This window comes from Actinocrispum wychmicini (assembly GCF_004345645.1).
In the GTDB taxonomy this organism is placed as follows: Bacteria; Actinomycetota; Actinomycetes; order Mycobacteriales; family Pseudonocardiaceae; genus Kibdelosporangium; species Kibdelosporangium wychmicini.
In genome coordinates this window covers 1-18237 of the sequence record NZ_SLWS01000018.1, presented here as the reverse complement: position 1 = coordinate 18237, position 18237 = coordinate 1, and the positions used below count along the sequence as shown (strand labels likewise).

16 protein-coding genes are annotated in these 18237 nt (G+C 68.6%); 5 read left to right on the top strand and 11 right to left on the bottom strand.

Annotation, left to right across the window (positions count from 1 at the left end; genetic code table 11):
- Positions 1–7 precede the first annotated feature (7 nt).
- Entirely contained in the window at positions 8–682 is a 675-nt protein-coding gene (locus EV192_RS49355) for a YcnI family protein (RefSeq protein WP_132125751.1), read from the top strand.
- Positions 683–686: 4 nt separating this feature from the next.
- Here the strand turns inward: EV192_RS49355 and EV192_RS49350 are convergent, their stop codons facing one another.
- The 6 genes from EV192_RS49350 to EV192_RS49325 all read right to left on the bottom strand — a co-directional run bounded on the left by EV192_RS49350 (position 687) and on the right by EV192_RS49325 (position 4471).
- Positions 687–1469 carry an ESX secretion-associated protein EspG gene (locus EV192_RS49350; protein ID WP_165961004.1) on the bottom strand — a complete coding sequence of 261 codons (783 nt, stop codon included), beginning with the start codon at positions 1467–1469 and terminating at the stop codon, positions 687–689.
- Positions 1470–1471: 2 nt separating this feature from the next.
- Positions 1472–2767, bottom strand: a complete 1296-nt coding sequence (locus tag EV192_RS49345; RefSeq protein WP_132125749.1) for a PPE domain-containing protein — start codon at positions 2765–2767, stop codon at positions 1472–1474.
- Positions 2768–2781: 14 nt separating this feature from the next.
- Positions 2782–3363, bottom strand: a complete 582-nt coding sequence (locus EV192_RS49340) for a DUF3558 domain-containing protein (RefSeq protein ID WP_165961003.1) — start codon at positions 3361–3363, stop codon at positions 2782–2784.
- Positions 3364–3388: 25 nt separating this feature from the next.
- A complete protein-coding gene (locus tag EV192_RS49335) occupies positions 3389–3697 on the bottom strand; it encodes a hypothetical protein (protein ID WP_132125747.1) in 309 nt (102 codons plus the stop codon).
- A 298-nt stretch (positions 3698–3995) separates the two neighbouring features.
- Positions 3996–4253 carry a hypothetical protein gene (locus tag EV192_RS49330; protein WP_132125746.1) on the bottom strand — a complete coding sequence of 86 codons (258 nt, stop codon included), beginning with the start codon at positions 4251–4253 and terminating at the stop codon, positions 3996–3998.
- On the bottom strand, positions 4250–4471 hold the full coding sequence (locus EV192_RS49325) for a hypothetical protein (RefSeq protein WP_132125745.1): 222 nt from the start codon (positions 4469–4471) through the stop codon (positions 4250–4252). The genes EV192_RS49330 and EV192_RS49325 overlap by 4 nt, the downstream gene beginning before the upstream one ends.
- A 149-nt stretch (positions 4472–4620) precedes the next feature.
- Between EV192_RS49325 and add the strand changes: the two genes are divergently transcribed.
- Positions 4621–5598, top strand: a complete 978-nt coding sequence (gene add / locus EV192_RS49320) for an adenosine deaminase (RefSeq protein ID WP_132125744.1) — start codon at positions 4621–4623, stop codon at positions 5596–5598.
- Here the strand turns inward: add and EV192_RS49315 are convergent.
- Positions 5561–7306, bottom strand: a complete 1746-nt coding sequence (locus EV192_RS49315; protein WP_132125743.1) for a DUF4873 domain-containing protein — start codon at positions 7304–7306, stop codon at positions 5561–5563. The genes add and EV192_RS49315 overlap by 38 nt on opposite strands.
- A gap of 10 nt (positions 7307–7316) precedes the next feature.
- Entirely contained in the window at positions 7317–8204 is an 888-nt protein-coding gene (locus EV192_RS49310) for an AurF N-oxygenase family protein (RefSeq protein ID WP_132125742.1), read from the bottom strand.
- Between the two features lie 100 nt (positions 8205–8304).
- Between EV192_RS49310 and EV192_RS49305 the strand changes: the two genes are divergently transcribed.
- Both EV192_RS49305 and EV192_RS49300 read left to right on the top strand, forming a co-directional pair.
- Positions 8305–8904 (top strand): TetR/AcrR family transcriptional regulator, encoded by a 600-nt coding sequence (locus EV192_RS49305; protein ID WP_132125741.1) that lies wholly within the window; start codon positions 8305–8307, stop codon positions 8902–8904.
- A gap of 149 nt (positions 8905–9053) precedes the next feature.
- Complete coding sequence (locus EV192_RS49300) at positions 9054–11354, top strand: alpha-L-fucosidase (protein ID WP_132125740.1); 2301 nt, start codon at positions 9054–9056, stop codon at positions 11352–11354.
- Positions 11355–11493: 139 nt separating this feature from the next.
- Here the strand turns inward: EV192_RS49300 and EV192_RS49295 are convergent, their stop codons facing one another.
- The 3 genes from EV192_RS49295 to EV192_RS56565 are packed head-to-tail and all read right to left on the bottom strand — an operon-like array spanning position 11494 to position 16839.
- Positions 11494–14406 (bottom strand): AfsR/SARP family transcriptional regulator, encoded by a 2913-nt coding sequence (locus tag EV192_RS49295; protein WP_132125739.1) that lies wholly within the window; start codon positions 14404–14406, stop codon positions 11494–11496.
- A gap of 30 nt (positions 14407–14436) precedes the next feature.
- On the bottom strand, positions 14437–16260 hold the full coding sequence (gene recQ / locus EV192_RS49290; RefSeq protein ID WP_132125738.1) for a DNA helicase RecQ: 1824 nt from the start codon (positions 16258–16260) through the stop codon (positions 14437–14439).
- A 51-nt stretch (positions 16261–16311) separates the two neighbouring features.
- Positions 16312–16839 carry a hypothetical protein gene (locus EV192_RS56565; protein WP_132125737.1) on the bottom strand — a complete coding sequence of 176 codons (528 nt, stop codon included), beginning with the start codon at positions 16837–16839 and terminating at the stop codon, positions 16312–16314.
- Between EV192_RS56565 and EV192_RS56560 the strand changes: the two genes are divergently transcribed.
- The gene (locus EV192_RS56560; RefSeq protein ID WP_132125736.1) at positions 16814–17431 is read left to right on the top strand and encodes a hypothetical protein; all 618 of its coding nucleotides are present in this window, start codon (positions 16814–16816) and stop codon (positions 17429–17431) included. The two genes, EV192_RS56565 and EV192_RS56560, sit on opposite strands and share 26 nt — an antisense overlap.
- Positions 17432–18237: the final 806 nt, after the last annotated feature.

Here is an 18237-nt window from a genome sequence, read left to right as displayed (position 1 = left end):
AGACGCCATGCGCCGCATCGCTTTTCTGGTGGTGACCGGTGTCGCGGTGCTCGCGGTAGGTGCTCCGCCCGCCGCGGCGCACGTCACCGTGCACTCCGACGAGGCAGTGCAGGGTGCCTCCGCGGAGATCGCGTTCCGGGTTCCGACGGAAAGCACCACCGCGAGCACCGTCAAACTCAAGGTGGCCTTTCCAGCCGACCACCTGGTCGAGTCCGTAAGGGTGCTGCCCCATGCCGGGTGGACCTACACGGTCACGACCGCGCCGATCCAGCCGGTCGCGCAACACGCCGGTCACGGGGTCGCGTCGTCGCAGACGATCAATGAGATCGAGTGGACGGCAGGCCCCGGGGTGGGCATCAAACCGGGTGAGTACGACGAGTTCCGGATCTCCGCCGGTCCGCTGCCCGACACGGACACACTGGTGTTCAAGGCAGTGCAGACGTACGACAACGGTGAGGTGTCCCGCTGGATCGACCTGCCCACGGCCGAGGAACCGGAGCACCCAGCCCCGGTACTGACGCTCGCGGCGACCAGCAGGGCCGCCGCGGCGGTACCGACGCCCAGTGCGACGACACCGCTGGTCTGGTGGGCGGTGGGAGTCGCCGGTGTGGCGCTCCTGCTGGCCATCGGAGCTGTCGCCCTCGTCCTGCGCGGAAGGCCAGGTGCCGGTCGCGTGACGTGACCCGTCAGGCCGTCCCAGGCTCGTTCGCGGGCCTGGGACGGCTCACCAACCTGTCGATCTGCCGCGCCAGCCGCGCGGCGTCGGTGGGGGAGATGGTCGTCCATGGCTCGCCTGACGTACTCGTGTGTTCCTCGATCAGGTAGCCGCCGGAGTCGTTGCACCACCACCCGATGACGTGTTCGCCGCGGTGCCGCCGGCCGTTGTCGTCGGTGAGTGTCACACCGAACTGCGCGGTGTGCAGCGGATCCTGGTTCATCACCACGATCAGGTGCGCGTTGTCCCGGCCGATTCCGTGCCGCTGCAGGGCCGTTTCCAGCTTGCGGGGATCCGTTCCGGCTTCAGCGGCGGCTTTCCGCAGAGCCTCGGTCGGCAGTGAGACCGAACGGCCGTACCCCGCCGAAACAGCCGGGAGAAGCCGCACCACCTGGTCGCCGAGCGCGGTCGGCCGAGCCGGCCGCACGGTCACCAACTGTCCACTTTGGATGACCTGGACCGCGCGCCGGTCGGTGGCCGCGAGGACGGCGTTCGCCGGCCCGTCGACGTGGGCGACGACATCGATGATCCACTTCGCCTGGTCGAGTATCCGCAGCCGGCCCGCGAGGATCCCGTCGACGTCACCGCGCGCGTCCACCAGACCACGCAGCTCCGTCATCGCGTCGTCCAGCTCGGCCCGCCGGTCCTCCGGGCGAAAACCCGCGGGCGGCAACCGAATCACCGCCGGGACGGCGACCCGCAGGTGATCGGTCAGCACGCGAAACGCCGAAGCGGACAGTCGTACCGTGGCCACCTTCAGTACGGCGGCTCGCCGATGACCGGCGGCGTGGTCGGCGGGCTGTCGTCCCCCGGGATCTCGTCGTCGAGAACGACGTACTTGCGTTGGTGCTCCACATCCTCCGCCTGGCCCGACCTACCCGCACCCGGCGCCATCCCAGGCACCCCACCAGCGCCCCGGGCACCCGCCGCACCACGCGCTCCCGCGCTACGCACGGATTCGATGTCGCCCACACTGCCGGGTCCTCGCCCGGGTCCCTGCGCCGATCCACCAGGCCCTTCCCGCAGGCCTCGCCCGGGTTCACCGGGCCCCTGCCCCATGCCCCGCCCCGGTCCCTGGCCCAGACCCCGTCCCGGTCCACCTGGCCCCTGCCCCGGTCCGCCGGGTCCTTGCCGCAGGCCCTGGCCCGGTCCGCCGGGTTCCTCGTTGAGGCCGCCGGCGCCTCGTCCAGTTCCAGGTACTTCGACATCGCTGGACCAGCCACGGCCGGCCCTGGGCCCGCCGTAGTTCGGTCCAGGGCCGTCGTCGCCGGGTCCGTCGATGCGCTGGAAGTCGTTGAGCGAGGTGTGCTCGTTCGGTAAGACGCTGCCTCCCGGCCCGCTTGGCGCGACTGGCACCCCGCCCTGGGCCGGCCCTGGGCCGTTTCCTTCTTGTCTCGGGTGTGCTTCAGGTCTGGATCCGCCCGACACCGAACCGCCGCCACCAGGCCCACCAGGCACACCGCCGACGCCACCTCCGCCTGGTGACGGCGGGACAGGCGGCAGGACCTCCGAAACGACCATGGTGGCCACGGGCGGATACTGCGGCATGGCGTTGACGTGTTCGGCGGTGGACGAGTCATAGGCGGCCATGACGCGCGCGGCTTCCTGATGCGCCGCGTCGGCCCGTTGCTGTGCTTGTGCGACATCGCTGAGCAGTTTCAGCGAGGGGAACCCGCCGTCGGGGACGATGTCGGGCACTTTGACCGGCTCGGGCATCTTGTTCCGCGCGTCGAGGTAGGCGTTCGCCTGGTGCAGACTCTGCGCCCTTGCCGTGATCGTAGCGACCGCCGCGGTGTTCGCCCAGTCAGCGGACGCTTTGGTGAGCGCCGCCGCACTGTCCGCCGCCGCCCCGGACCAGTTGGCGGACAGGTCCTGGATGCCCTTGGCGATCCGAGCCTGAACACCCTGGAGGGCGCTGTCGGCGCCGTCGTAGTGCTCGATCGTGCTCATCCCGCCGTCCACACCGGGTCCACTGTGGATATCGTGGTACATCCGCTGATGCGACAGAGCCATCCAGTTGAGCCCGCCGATGGCGTCGCTGAGCCAACTCATCGCGCATACTCCCCTTACCGCGACAACAATGTCGTCATGGCCGCGTTGGCCACGTCATTGGCCTTCTGGCACACTACTTCCGAACCCAACGGTCGCTCGATGCTCACTTCGAAGAAACCCACGTCCAGCACCTGACCGTCGGCCACATCGACAGTCACGTTGCAGAAGTCGTTTCCGACCGGGGAACCGTTGATGTGGTCCTGGAAGGCTGGAAAACCCTGAACAGTTCGCGGTTCGACGTCCCCCTGGGTCCGGCCGGGTGCGAACAGATCGATTCCCATGGCGGGAACAGGTGTCACGCGCACACCGGTCATGGTCGCGTGGGAGGAATAGTCACAGGTCGGTGCCTTGTACGCGGTGCTTCGCCCAGGTCGAGCAGGTGAGTCGATCGCGAACTGTCGCAGTTGTTGCTGAGACAACAGCTCGCAGGGATTCAAACCGTCCATTCTCACCGGTCGGGGCCTTGGTGACGGTTGGTGAGTCGTGCTTTGGGTCGGTGTGGGCGATGTGGACTGGGATACCGATGATCCCGTCTGGGCGATGCCGGGGGTACTCACATCGCACGCCGCGACTCCGAGTAGGACCAAAGCGACCACACCAACAGCCTCTCCGAGACGCCGGTCAGTCACGTGCGAGCCCGCCCAATCCGCTCACGTGGGCTGTGCGGGCTGTGTCGTTGTCGGTGCGCCAGTATTGTGCGGCGCTGGCCCGGATATTGAAGGCGATCAGGAGCAGCCACTTCTGATAACCCGTCAACGCGGCTACGTGCGACTCGGGTCCTTCCACTCCGGCGTCGGTGAACGACCGGGCGGCTCGCTTACTGACGTCGTCGTCGGCCATCGGCTGCATGCGGAGATGTTCCCGACCGCCGCGGATAAGGTCGTTCACGGCGTCTGCCGAGTCTTCGAAGAGTTTGGCCGCTGCTTCCACCTGTTCCGGATGGATCTCCGTGAGGCCCGGTGTGGTGCCGAGTGGGATCGACCGAACGGGTGGTGGCGGTGGAGTCGGTGACGCGGGCTGTGGCGGCTCAGAGTAACCCTCATCGGGTCGCAGCGGCATCCTGTTGTCACCCCTGTTGTTGTGTCATATTTGACACGAATTAGCGTATCCAAGAAGTGTTGGTGATCGGAAGGGGTAATCGGGCAACAACAATCGTTCCCGTATATTTGCGGGATGCTGTTCGGTGGACAGCAAAATTGATTGTTGGATGACAACGCGATCTGCCCAGCTACGACGCGTGTGACAGTTCTTTGCGTGCGCGTTCGTGCATGATTCGCAGATGTTCACGGCAGTCGGCGCAGAGATCCACGAGCCCGTCGACGATTCGGACGGGAACGGCCTGGGTGCCGCACAGGGCGAGGCGGGCGGTCCGGTCGGTGCGGTCGGGGAACGGCACGGTGTGCAGGACCGGTGGGTCTTCGACGCTCACCGCCCACGCGTTCCGCGGAACTGCTGGCACAGGGGCCTTGTCGCCGGTCAGAGTCATGATGCCCGCCTTTCCCACGCGAGGTCGTCGACGTCCAGGGGGTGTGCTTCGGTCGCGTGCCGGGCGGCGAGGTCGTACATCGCCGCCGGGGTCGGACCGGCCGTCCAGATCACTTGGTAGGCACCGGTTTCGCGGCGATAGCGGAGTTCCACGTGCACCCGGCTGGCGGTGGACAGCAGGGTGGCCAGCCGCCGGGCGCGTTTGGACCGTTGGGACACGAACTACACCTCTTTCCTGAGCGCTACCTATCGCTACGCCTCTGAACCTATCCTTTGCGTGGGGCAAATAGCCCGTCACAAACGGGTGATTCCTGAGCGGGGAGCGATCACGCTGAGTGTCTGGGGAGCGCGGCCGATAGGTTTCGCCCATGAGCGATCTCCGGACACTGCCCAAAGCGAATCTGCACCTCCACCTCACGGGTGCGATGCGGCCGGGCACGTTGGCCGAACTGGCTGACCGGTACGGGTTGACCGTGCCGTCGCCGATCCCGCCGGGAGCGCGCGCGTGGGAGGAGTTCCAGACCCGGTACGACGCCGCGCGAGAAGCCATCAGAACCACCGAGGACTTGCGAAGGGTTGTCACCGAAGCGATCGAGGACAACGTCGCCGACGGCTGCGCGTGGCTGGAGATCCAGCTCGACCCGACGTCGTACGCGCCCCTGCTGGGCGGGTTCGAACCGGTCGTCGAAGCCGCGCTGGACGGGATGCGAGCAGCGCCCTGCGGCCTGATCATCGCCTCCAGTTGGGCCCGCTCGGGCGAGCACGCGTCGCAACTCGCCTTGCTGGCCAATAACTACGCGGATGTCGTGGGTTTCGGGCTGTCCAACGACGAACGCCGCGGCAAGGTCGACGATTTCGTTGACGCGGCCAGGATCGCGGCGGACAAGCTGCGAGTGCCGCACGGTGGCTTCTACGAAGGCCCTTGGCACGTCAGGGAATGCGTGGAGAAGCTCGGCGCGAACCGCATCGGTCATGGGATCACGGCCATGCGCGACAAGGAAACCGTGGCGTTCCTCGCCGACCGCGGTGTGGCGTTGGAGGTCTGCCCCACGTCCTACCCGCCCCTGGGCGTCCTTGACTTCCACGAACTGCCGCTCAGGGAGCTGCTCGACGCCGGTGTCCCGGTCACGCTCGGCTCCGACGACCCGCTGCTGTTCGGCGCGGGCGTCACGGACCAGTACGTGATCGCCCGGGACGCCATCGGTCTCGACGACACCGAGCTGGCCGCGATCGCCCGGCACTCGATCGAGGCGTCCGCCGCGCCGGCCGACCTCCAAGCCCGCACGATCACCGCCATCAGCGCCTGGATCACTGCTCGGGGAACGGCGGCCGACCGGTCCCGGTGACCCGGACGTTCCCCCAGGGGTCCACTTCGGTCAGTCGGGCGCGGGTGGCCACGCCGCCGGGCAGACGGACGGTCACGTCGTTGCGGCCGGCCTGGTGCAGCGCGGTGACCGCCGGGTTCACAGCGATCCGGCCGTACCACTGGTAGCTGCCGTCGATGGGTTGCATGTGGCCGGTGAGGTGGACGTCCACCGCGATCTCCGAGCCGTCGGTGCCGAGGAACGCCGGGCCGCGGTGGGTCTCGTCGAGTTCGCCCGCCAACGGGGTCAGCACGTAGTGGTGTTCCTTGGGCGCGCGCGTCCGCCACCAGTAGGACGCGCTGGATCCCGGCCACGCCGCCCGGTTCACACCGGTCTCGTCCAGGTACCAGCTCGTGCAGCCGCCCGCGTTCCACACCGACCCGCGCAGGCGGCGGTGCACCCAGCGGTTGAAGCGGTCCTGGACGTGTGGTTTCACCGCGATCCGGCCGGCGTCCGACCGGCCCATCAGCCGCAGGCAGCGCATCACGTACCGGACCTGGGCCTCGATCATGAAGATGATGGACTGGTTGCCGCCGCCGGAATTGGGCCCCATCAACATGAAGAGGTTCGGGAAGCCGGCGACGGCCACGCCGAGGTACGCCGTCATCCCGTCCCGCCATGCCGCCCGCAGGGTCAGCCCACCCGGCCCGGTGATGTCCATCTTGGACACGATGTCGGTGACGTGGAAGCCGGTCGCGAAGACGATCGCGTCGACCTCGTGGCGGGTGCCGTCCGCGGTGACCACGGCATCTGCCGAGACGGCCGTGATCGGCGAGGTCACCAGGTCCACATTGGCCCTGGCCAGCGTGGGGTAGTAGTCGCTGGACACCAGGACCCGCTTGCAGCCGACGACATAGTCCGGCGTGAGCTTCGCGCGCAGCGACGGGTCGCGCACCTGGCGGGTGAGGTGGCCACGGGCGAGCGCCTGGAGCGCCTTCATGTACCGCGGGTTGAGGAAGCCCGGTGTGGTGGACTCCAGGAACCAGTAGACGCCGTACCGGTAGGCCCGTTGCACGCCAGGCACGAACCGGAACAGGCCACGCTCCAAGGTGGACAGCCGACGGTCCGGCTTCGGGATGATCCACTGTGGACTTCGTTGGAACACCGTGACGTTGCCGGCGGAACCGGCGATCTTCGGAACGAACTGGATCGCGCTGGCGCCGCTGCCGATCACCGCGATCCGTTTGCCCGTCACGTCGAACGAGTGGTCCCAGCGGGCCGAGTGGAACATCGGGCCGGTGAACTCGGCCAGCCCGGGGATGTCCGGGATCTTCGGGTGGTGCAACGGACCCTGCCCGACGACCACCATCCGAGCGGTGATCTCCTCGCCCGAGCCGGTCCGGATGGTCCAGTGGTCGGTCGCCTCGTCGAACGTGAAGCCGACCGCCTCGGTGTTCAACCGGATGTACGGCGCCAGCTCGTTGTCGGCGACGATCCGGTCGACGTAGTCCAGGATCTCCCGCTGGCCCGCGTACAGCCGCGTCCACGACCGGTTGGGCGCGAACGAGAACGAGTACATCAGCGACATCACGTCACAGCCGGCGCCGGGATACGTGTTGTCGCGCCAGGTCCCGCCGACCCGGCCGGCCTTCTCCAGCACCACGAAGTCGTGCAGCCCCGCCTCTTTGAGTTTCACCGCCATGCACAGGCCGGCGAAGCCCGCGCCGATCACGACCACGTCGTATCTCATGCGGCATACCTCATTCGATGAATCCCGCCGCGCGCCAACGTTCCCTTGCCTTGCCGCGGAACACGTCCTGGTCCTCCAGGAAGCGGCGCAGCCGGTCGAAACCCTCCACTTTGACCCGTTTGTGGTGCGGGTTCGCCATCGCCTGCCGGTACGCCTCGTCGCCGTCCAGGCCCGCCCGCCGGTAGATGCCCGGATGGACGAGCTGGTCGCGCATGAACGGGCCGCCGATGCCGATCGCGCGCCCGACGAGCTCCCGCTCCAGCCGCGAGGCGTGCCGCATCCGACGGGCGACGCCGTCGCGTGCCCACTGGATGTGCCGGGCCTCCTCGACCACGTGGATCCGCATCATCCGGCGGACGACCGGCTGCAGGCCGTCCTCGTCCATCATCCGGCGCTGCCAGACGTCGAAGATCTCCTCGCCGATCAGCGCCCACACCCACAGCTGCAGGCCGTGCATGCGCAGCGGGGCGAGCTTGGTGAATGCCAGCTGCACCGGGTGCTGGCGGAACGGCCGGGCGCCGATCTTCTCGATCAGCCGGCCGAACATCAGCATGTGCCGGCACTCGTCGCCGATCTCGGTCAGCGCGTAGTGGGTGTACTTCGACGTCGGGTCGGCGGCGAAGATCATCCGCAGCAGCGCCTGGTTGAGGATGTTCTCGAACCAGTGGCCGACGCTCAGCAGGTTCGCCAGCTCCTGGCGGGACAGTTCGATCCGCTGCGTCGGGGTGAGGGCGTTCCACATGGGCGTGCCGTACAGCGGGGAGATCTCCGGCGGCAGGAAGTACTTGCCCGGCACCAGCGGCGCGTCCCAGTCGATGTCCACCGACGAGTCGTACGAGCGCCGGACCGAGCCGTTGAGCAGCCGTTCGGCTGTCAGTTCCCGCTCGATGTCCGTCATGGCACCCCCCTTTACGGAGTCACCTGAAACGTAAACCCGGATACGGGGCGTGGTCAACAGCATCCGTTGACGTTTTCACCCACGTTGTAAACTCCCCGGCATGACGGGCGGCGCGACGGTCATCAGGGACCGGATCCTGGCCGCCGCCGAACAGTGCATCCTCGAAGCCGGCGTCGGCGCCCGGCTGCACGCGCGGATCGCCCAGCGGGCCGGGGTCTCCCGGCCGACTGTCTACAAGCACATCGGCGACCAGGACGCGATCGTCCAAGCCCTGCTGTACCGCGACATCGCGCGGATGCACGCGGCGGCCAAGCCGGTGCTGCACCAGCGCGGTTCGTTGCGGGACAACTTCGTCGAGACGATCGTCTTCGTCGTCGGATACGCCCGCCGGCACGCGTTGCTGCAGAAGGGGCTGCGGGAGAGTCCAGAGTCGATCGTGCCGTGGCTGACCGTGTACGCCGGGCCGATCATCGAGCAGGGTGTCGCGTTCGTCGAGCCGTACGTCAAGCAGGCCATCGCGGACGGCGACTTCCCGGACGTCAACCCGCGTGTGGTGATCGAGTGGTGCAGCCGCCTGGTGCTGTCGCTGATCACCACACCGGGCACGCTGAACACGGACTCGCCGGACGCGCTGCGGGCCTACGTCGGCGACCTGCTGGACATCGGGCTGACTGCCAAAAGCCGACGGTTGGAGTCTTGACGGCTGGCCCGTCTGCCCCCAGCATCAAAGTCATCGGATGAATCACGGGTAGCCCGCCGCATCGTGGCACTCCGAGGTACTCTGTCGCTGTTTTTGGACAGAAACATCGGATGGTTGCGGCGGCTTCCGGTACTTGAGGGAGCGTGCCAGTGCAGACACGACCCAGACGTCTGACCGCCGCCGTAGCCTTGTCCGCCCTCGTCGCGGGGACCGGGCCGGCGCTCGCCGACGAACCGTTCGTCACCGCGGCCGCGCCGACCCCGGTGACCGTGTCGCTGACCCAGTACTTCGACAACAACGGTATCGACTCGGCGTCCGCCCGGGACGGGAACTTCGACGGCTCCGGCTACACGTACCCCGCCGAAGCCCTGCCCACCGGCGGGATCACGGTCGACGGCGTCCCGTTCACCTTCCCGTCGGCGGCGAAGGGCGTGAAGAACAACATCGTCGCCATGGGCCAGACCCTCGACATCCCGCGCGGCAAGTACCACGCGGGCCACTTCCTCGTGGCCGGCAGCTACGGCATGGCGTCCGGCACCGCGACCGTCCACTACGCCGATGGCGGCACGACGACCGCGTCCCTCGCCGGGCCGGACTGGTACAACTCGTCCGGTCCCATCTCAGCGTCCTACCGGTACGCCCCGAACAACGGCACCGACCAGCACCCGGTCGCCATCGCCGCGGCCCAGATCTGGCTGGACGCCGGCCGGGAGGCCGTCTCGGTCACCCTGCCGGTCACCCAACCCGCCCAGGCCGGGCAGACCAGCCTGCACGTGTTCGCGATGACAGTCCAGGCCGCGGCCAAGGGCAGGGCACTGTCCGTTCGCAACGCTCGGTCGACCACGAAGTTGTTGTCCGGCAACCAGCAGGCCATCGAGGCGACGGTCACGAACCTGGGCGACACGTGGATCACCGAACAGGACGCGGTGTCGGTGTCCGCGGACGTGTTCGGCGCCCGGACAGTACAACCCGCGGCCATCCGCCGGCTCGCGCCCGGCGAAGAGGCGCGGGTCCGGATCGGGATCGTCCGCGCCGGCGCCCCTGTCGACACGATCGTGAACGGACAGGTTGTGGCGCAAGGGAGACGGCTGCGCGCCAGCCAGCCGGTCCGGTTCACCCTCGGGGTGGTCGACTACCAGGCCACGGACGCCTCACTGGGCACCCACGAGTCGCCGTACTGGTTCGACGACGCCAAGTTCGGCATCTTCGTCCACTGGGGTGTCTACTCCGTGCCGGCCTGGTCGCCGCCGGGCGTGCAGTACGCCGAATGGTACTGGCGCTGGATGGAGGACCCGAACAACGCCGTGTACGGCTACCACGCGCAGACCTACGGCAAGGACTTCAAGTACGACGACTTCATCCCGCAGTTCACCGCGGCCAAGTTCGACCCCAAGGCGTGGGTGCGGCTCTTCCAGGCGGCCGGCGCGAAGTACTACGTGCTCACGTCCAAACACCACGAGGGCTTCGCGTTGTTCGACTCCAAGGTGTCCGGTCGGGACTCGGTGGACCTCGGCCCACACCGCGACCTGGTGAAGGAGCTGTTCGACGCGTCCCGCAAGTACACCCCGGACCTGCGCAACGGCCTCTACTTCTCGATGCCGGAGTGGTACAACCCGGACAGCCCGTGGATGGGGCACGCGCCGAAGAACCCGTACACGGGCGCGGCCGAGCCGTACACCGGCTACCAGGCCGGCCGTGACTTCGTGCACGACTACCAGGCGCCGCAGATGCACGAGATCGTGAACCAGTACGACCCGGACGTGATCTGGTGCGACATCGGCGGCGCCAACGACAGCCGCACGGTCATGGCGGACTACTTCAACCGCGCCAAGAACCGGCCCAACCCCAAGGACGTGACGGTCGACGACCGCTGCGGAATCCCCACCCACGACTACACGACTCCGGAGTACACCACGTATCCGGACACGGTCGTGCAGAAATGGGAAGCCAGCCGAGGCCTCGACCCACGTTCGTACGGCTACAACAAGGCCACCCCAGACAGCATGTACATGACGGCCGACCAGGTGGTCGACACCCTCGTCGACATCACCAGCAAGAACGGGAACTTCCTGCTCGACATCGGCCCGCGCGCGGACGGCACGATCCCCGAGATCATGCGGACCCGGCTGACCGAGACCGGCGACTGGCTGAAGGCCAACGGCGAGTCCGTCTACGGGACGACGTACTGGTCCCGGATGGCCGGGCAGGGCGCACTGCGGTTCTCGGTGAAGCCAAACGAGGCGTTCTACATCACGTCCCTGGAGCGTCCCGGCGACCAGATCGTGGTGGACGCGCCGGTGCCGATCCGACCGGGCGACCGGGTCACCGTGCTCGGCTACCAGGGCCCCGACCTGAAGTGGACCCAACAGAACGGCAAACTCACCATCCAGGTCCCCGAAGCGGCCAAGTCGGCCGGCCAGTACGCCTGGGTCCTCAAGATCGCCCCGTAACGGCTGGCGGGGGTTGACAGCGGGGCCGCGATGCTTGATTTTAGACCTTAAACAAAGTCGTGACGGTCGCCGCCCGCAGGCACTCGGGTGGCCGGGACAACTGGCGGCGCTCCGGCCACCCGAGTATCCACGTGGGTGCTCAGTCGCTCAGGCCCGCGCGGTAGGCGGCGCCGAAGGCGGCCGGGCCGATCAGCCGGGTCGCCTCGGCGGACACCGCGGCCACGTCCGCGTCGCCCGCTATCGCGAGACCGCGCAGGCGGGTCGCGGTGCCGAGCAGACGTGCTGCCTGTGTCGGGTCGCCTTCGAGCAGGGCGACGTTGGCCATGGCCGCGGTCGCCGCGGCTCGTTGGACGTTGTTGCCCAGGCGGACGGATCCGTTGAGGGCCTGTTTCAGCCAGTCGGTGGCCTCTTCGAGGTTCCCCTCGGCGCACGCGAGCCAGCCCAGGGCGACCTGTACCTGCCAACGGGCCCAGTCCGGGCCGAACCCGCCGGAGCCGCACTCTTCCAACGCGAGCCGGCACAAGCGCCGTGCCTCAGCGAGATCGCCCGCGCGCCGGGCGATCGTGGCCAGCCCGACATGGGCGCCCACCAGCAGGCCGGGCGTGGCCAGCCGGTTGGCCAGGGCCTCCGCGCGCTCGTAGTCGCCCCGCGCGCCGGCCGTGTCGCCGGCTCGGAATCGGCAGTCGGCCCTGCGTACGGTCATCTCGCAGAGTTCCTCGGTGGAGCCGAGTTCACGGACCAGGCGCATGGCCCTGTCGAGCATGGCGATGGCCCGGTCGTGCTCGCCTTTCCAGCTCACGATCACCGCGAGCTCCGTCAGGCTCTGCATCGCGCCCCAACGTTCGCCGAGCGCCTCGAACCGGGCCAACGCGTCGGTCAGGCTCTGCTGCCCGGTCATCACGTCGCCCGCGAAGACCTCCTGGAACGACCGGCCCAGCGGCTCGAGGGCCCGGCTCCACGGGTCCGACCCGATGATCGCCGGGGCCCGGCCGTCCGTCGGCGGGCCGACCGTGGGGGCGACCACGATCGTGACGAACGGGTACGACGGGGGAGCGGTCCGGTTCTCGCCCCAGTCCCGCAAGGTCTTCAGGTGCGCCCGCAGCGGCTCGTGGCCCTCGGCGGAGATGGCGTTCACCAGGCACAACGCGTACTCCTCGGCCTGCCCGTCGGGCGCCTGCGGGCCCAGTCGCAACGCCAGGTCGAGGCACAGCTGCGCGCCTTCGAGACGACGGCCGCGCATCCACCAGTACGTGGACATCGCGCCGACCAACCGCAACGCCAACGTCGAGTCCGCGGTCACCGCCCAGCGCAACGCGCTGTGCAGGTTGTCGTGCTCGGCCTCGGTCCGGTCCAGCCACTGGAGTTGGTCCGCGCCAAGAAGATTCGCGGTGGCCTCGGACGCGAACGCGAGGAAGTGCTCGGCGTGCGCGCGGCGGGTGGGCTCGGTCGCGTCGCCCAGTTTCTCCGCGCAGAACGCGCGGATCGTCTCCAGCATCCGGTACCGGCCGCCGACCACCTCCACCAGGGACTTGTCGACCAGTTCGGTGAGCAGGTCCGCCGGCCGGCCGGTGACCTGCTCGACGTCCGCCATCAGGGCGCCGCCGGCGAACACCGTCAGCCGCGCAGCAAGCGCTTGCTCGGTCTCGTCGAGCAGGTCCCAGCTCCACTCGACCACCGCCCGCAGTGTCCGGTGCCGGGCGTCGGCCGTTCGACTTCCCTTGGACAGCAAGCCGAACCGGTCGTCCAGGCGGGCCGCGATGTCGTCAAGGCTCAGCGAGCGGGCTCGGGCCGCGGCCAGCTCGATGGCCAACGGCAGGCCGTCCAGCGCCGCGCAGATGTGCCGCACCTGGTCCGGATCGAACGCCTCCGCGCCGCGTACCGCCGTGGCTCGGTCCAGGAACAGCCGTTCGGCCGGGCTGTCCGGCAACCGTGGTACGGGATAGAGCGCTTCCCCGGTGATACCAAGGGGTTCCCGGCTGGTGGCGAGGATGCGCAGCAGCGGCAGCCGGGCGAGCAACTGCCCGGCGAGCCGTGCGGCCGCGTCGATCACGTGCTCGCAGTTGTCGAACACGAGCAGGAGGTGGCGGTCGGCGAGGGCGGCGACCAGCCGGTCCGCGGGCGGCGCCGGCGGTTGCGTGGCGCGGGCCTGTGCACGCAGGCCGAAGGCGTCCAGGACGGCCTGGGGCACGTCGGTGGTGTTGGCGAACTCGGCGAGGCAGACATCTGGTTCGGCTTTGGTGACTTCAACGGCCAGCCGTGTTTTTCCGGTGCCACCTGGTCCGGTCAGGGTGACCAGCCGGTGCTGCGTGAGGAGCGCGGCGACCCGTTCGAGGTCCGCGTCGCGGCCGACGAAGCTGGTGAGCTGCGCCGGCACGGGGTTGGTGGCGACCGGTTCGCTCCGCAGGATCGCCACGTGCGTGTCGGCGAGTTCGGTCGACGGGTCCGCGCCCAGTTCGTCCGCGAGTGTCCGCCGGGCGTCCTCGAACACTGTTAGAGCCTCGGCTTGCCGGCCGCCGGCGGCCAGGGCGCGCATCAGCTGTCCGCGGAACCGTTCCCGCAGCGGATACTCCGTGATCAGCTCCCGCAGTCTCGGCACGCTCGACAGGCCCAGCGACGCCTCGATGTCCTCCTCCAGCGCCCGTAGCCGCAGCTCCGCCAACCGGGATATCTGCGCCTCGCCCAGCTCAGGGGGCAACGTGCCGCGCCACAACGCGAGCGCCTCGCCGGGCCGGCCGGCGTCCAGGAGCGTGGCGAACCGGTTGCTGTCGATGTCCTGGGGGTCGATCGCCAGCCGGTAGCCGAGCGGGGTCCGTTCGACCACGTCCGCGTCCAAGCTCCGGCGCAGCCGGGACACCTGGGACTGCAGGGCGTTCGCGGCGCCTTCGGGTGGTTCGTCGCCGTAGACGCCGTCGATCAGCCGGTCCGTGGTGACCACGTGCGGCGCGTCGGCCAGCAGCAGGGTCAGCAGGGCGCGGACCTTCGGGCCACCGAGCGCGACCGGGGTCCCGTCGTCCCGCCGCACCTCCACCTCGCCCAGGATCCCGAAGAACACCGGCCGATGATCGCACAGGTCAGCCGGGGCTCACGGCTCGACGGGAACCTCCTCGGCACCGAGCGTGTCGAGCACGCCCTGGCCGTACTTGGCCAGCTTGGCCTCGCCGACGCCGCTGATCTTGCCCAGCTCGGCCAGGGACGCCGGGACACGCGTGGCGATCTCCCGCAGTGTCGCGTCGTGGAAGATCACGTACGCGGGCACGCCCTGCTCCTTGGCCACCGCGGCCCGCCACGAGCGCAGCTGTTCGAACAGCGGCATGGCCTCGGCGGGCATGTCGACGGCCGCGGCGGCGGTCTTCTTGGGTTTGGCCGCTTTGGCAGGGGCGGTTTCGCGGCGCATCGGGACCTCACGTTCCCGGCGCAGCACGGCCGAGCTCGCGTCTGTCAGCACGAGCGTGCCGTAGTCGCCTTCCACCGCGAGGAGCCCCTGGGCCAGCAGTTGCCGCACTACGCCGCGCCAGCCGGCCTCGGTCAGCTCCTCGCCGATCCCGAACACCTTCAACGTGTCGTGGTCGTGCTGGATGACCTTGGCGGTCTTGCGTCCCAGCAGAATGTCGATGATCTGGCCGGCGCCGAACTTCTGCCGCCGTTCCCGTTGCAGCCGGAACACCGCGGACAGCAGCTTCTGGGCCGCGATCGTGCCGTCCCACGACTCCGGCGGTGACAGGCATGTGTCGCAGTTGCCGCAGGGTTCCGCGTCCTCGTCGAAGTACGCCAGCAGCTGCGTCCGGCGGCACGACACGGTCTCGCACAACGCCAACATCGCGTCCAGGTGCTGGCTCTGACGCCGCCGGTGTGCGTCGTCGCCGTCCGAGGTGTCGATCAACTTCCGTTGCTGCACAACGTCTTGCAGCCCGTATGCCAGCCACGCGGTGGACGGCAGGCCGTCCCGGCCGGCGCGGCCGGTCTCCTGGTAGTAGCCCTCGACCGACTTCGGCAGGTCCAGGTGCGCGACGAACCGGACGTCCGGCTTGTCGATGCCCATCCCGAACGCGATGGTCGCCACCACGACCAGGCCGTCCTCGCGCAGGAACCGCGCCTGGTTCTCGGCGCGGACCCGGTTCTCCAGCCCGGCATGGTACGGCACGGCAGGAATCCCGTTGGCGGACAGGAACTCCGCGGTCTTCTCCACGGACGCGCGGGACAGGCAGTAGACGATTCCCGCGTCCCCTTTGTGCTCGGTCCGCAGCAGCTCAAGCAGTTGCTGTTTCGGGTCGGCCTTGCCCACGATCCGGTACTGGATGTTCGGCCGGTCGAAACTCGCCACGAACTGCTTGGCGTCAGTGAGTTTCAGGCGGGCCGCGATCTCGGTGCGGGTGGTCTGGGTGGCGGTCGCGGTCAACGCGATCCGCGGCACGTCCGGCCACCGCTCGTGCAGGTCGGAAAGGCCCAGGTAGTCGGGCCGGAAGTCGTGTCCCCACTGGGAGACACAGTGTGCCTCGTCGATCGCGAACAGCGATATCCGGCCGCGGTCCAGCAGGTCCAGCGTGGCCGGGACACGCAGCCGTTCCGGCGCGAGGTACAGCAGGTCCAGCTCGCCGGCCTGGTAGCAGGCCTCCACCAGCCGCCGTTCCTCGAAATCCTGGGTGGAGTTCAGGAATCCGGCCCGGACCCCCAAACTGTTCAAGCTGTCGACCTGGTCCTGCATCAGCGCGATGAGCGGCGAGATGATGATCCCGACGCCGTCCCGGACGAGCGCCGGGATCTGGTAGCACAGCGACTTCCCGCCGCCGGTCGGCATCAGGACCAGCGCGTCGCCGCCGGTCACCACGTGGTCGACGACTTCGCCTTGAAATCCGCGGAACTCGTCGTAGCCGAAAACTCGGTTCAGGACGTCCAGGGCGGCGGTCACCCAACGAGTCTAGATCTTGGCCTGGTTCTTGTCGGGGGGAGGCGGGTTTGGTTAGGTCTCCGGCATGCGTCTGCTCCCGGCCGCGGCCCTCCTCGCCATGGTTGCCGGCTGCGCCACCACCACAGCCGGAGTCGTGGTCCCCGCTCCGGCCACCTCGGTTTCGGTTTCGGTGGAGACAACGCCCCCATCGTCCGCGGCGGTCACCACCTCGTCGTCTTCCACGTCCGTATCGGCCTCGGCACCCCCGAGCGCGCCGCCACCACCTCCGATCCAACCGGCGGGTAACCCAGCTGGGAAAGCGGCGGTGCCACCGGAGGCGCGCGCGGAGGACACATCGAAACCAACCCACGTCGTCGGCGACGGCACACCAACCAGCTGCACGTCACAGGCAGTACTGACCGCGGTCACCGCAGGCGGCGTGATCACCTTTTCGTGTGGCCCAAACCCAGTGACCGTCACCCTGACGGACACCGCGAAGGTGAAGGCGAACACCGTCCTGGACGGCGGCGGCCGGGTGACCCTCAGCGGCGGCGGGAAACGCCGAATTCTCACCATGAACAGCCCATCGGCGTCCCTCACCCTGCAGAACCTGACCTTCGCCGACGGCAACTCGGCCGGCGACGACGGCGGCGGGGCAGTGTATGTCCGCGGCGGCAGAGTGAAGGTCGTGAACTCCCGTTTCCTCCGCAACCACTGCGACCCCAACGGCCCCGACCTCGGCGGCGCCGCCCTCCGCGTCAACCAAGCCACAAAGAGCCCCATCTTCGTGGTCAGCAGCACCTTCGACGGCGGCTCATGCGCCAACGGCGGAGCCCTCAGCGGCCTCCACGTCTCCTTCACGGTCCTGAACTGCCTGATAACCCACAACAACGCAACCGGCCGCGGCGCCAACCCAGCCCGCCCCGGCACTCCCGGCGGCGGCAGCGGCGGAGCCATCTACACCGACGGCGACCAATACACAGTGCGCATAGCCGGCTCGATCGTCGAGGACAACCACGCCAACGAAGGCGGCGGAGCGGCCTTCTACGTCAGCAACAACCGAACCGGCACAATGACAATAGACTCCTCCACCCTCCGCCGAAACAAGAGCGACGGCTTCGAAACCATCCCCGGAATCTTCTACCTGGGAACAACGGAAAAACCGGCAATCACATCCTCAACAGTCTCCTGACCCAGCCCCAGCCCCAAAGCCCACCGCCCCGCCACACCTGGCACCGAGCGGAAAGCAACCCGCCAAGCACAGGCCGACGGACCGAGGGGCGGGCAGGCCGAAGGAGCGAAGTGCGGGCGGGCCCAAGGAGCGAAGTGCGGGCGGGCTCGGAGGGTAGGTGGGGCGCGGTGGAGTGTAGGCGGGACGGAGGTGGGGTGCGGCGGGATGCAGGTGGGTGCGGTGGAGCGTAGGCGGAATGCGGTGCGGAATGCGGTGCGGAATGCGGTGCGGAATGCGGTGCGGAATGCGGTGGAGCGTGGGCGGGATGTTAGGTGGGATGTAGGTGGGGGTGATGGAGTGCGGGTGGGATGTAGGTGGGGTGGCGGGATGCTAGGAGGAATGCGGTGGAGTGTGGGCGGGATGTTTAGGTGGGACGTAGGCGGGGGTGATGGAGTGTGGGTGGGGTGTGGCGGGGTGTTGGTTGGGTGCGCGCCAAGCACAAGCCGAGCGCGGGCGGAGTGCGGGTCGAGCGCGGGCGGAGTGCGCGTCCGGCGCGATAGGGGCATGAGTGCGTGCCCGGCGCGTTAGGGGCCATGAGTGTGGCCGGGCGCGCTAGCGCATCGCTTGGGTGTGGCGCGCCTAGCGCATGGGTGTGGCTGGCGTGTTCTCTCTCCCGACCGACCTGGGCGAAGCCCAACCGCACGTGTCAAGAGGTCCGCCTGCGCGACCCAGCCCCGAGACAATGCCGCGTAGTTAGTGATTTTGCTGGTGGGGCAAGGCGGGTGAAGTTCAAGATCGACAGGACAGCGGGACTCCTTGTAGAACTG

What these genes read in the sequence shown, in the direction of transcription:
- EV192_RS49355 (WP_132125751.1), top strand. Translation starts at nt 8, where the DNA reads ATGCGCCGCATCGCTTTTCTGGTGGTGACCGGTGTCGCGGTGCTCGCG.
- EV192_RS49345 (WP_132125749.1), bottom strand. Translation starts at nt 2,767, where the DNA reads ATGAGTTGGCTCAGCGACGCCATCGGCGGGCTCAACTGGATGGCTCTG.
- EV192_RS49330 (WP_132125746.1), bottom strand. Translation starts at nt 4,253, where the DNA reads ATGACTCTGACCGGCGACAAGGCCCCTGTGCCAGCAGTTCCGCGGAAC.
- add (WP_132125744.1), top strand. Translation starts at nt 4,621, where the DNA reads ATGAGCGATCTCCGGACACTGCCCAAAGCGAATCTGCACCTCCACCTC.
- EV192_RS49315 (WP_132125743.1), bottom strand. Translation starts at nt 7,306, where the DNA reads ATGAGATACGACGTGGTCGTGATCGGCGCGGGCTTCGCCGGCCTGTGC.
- EV192_RS49310 (WP_132125742.1), bottom strand. Translation starts at nt 8,204, where the DNA reads ATGACGGACATCGAGCGGGAACTGACAGCCGAACGGCTGCTCAACGGC.
- EV192_RS49305 (WP_132125741.1), top strand. Translation starts at nt 8,305, where the DNA reads ATGACGGGCGGCGCGACGGTCATCAGGGACCGGATCCTGGCCGCCGCC.
- EV192_RS56560 (WP_132125736.1), top strand. Translation starts at nt 16,814, where the DNA reads ATGAACAGCCCATCGGCGTCCCTCACCCTGCAGAACCTGACCTTCGCC.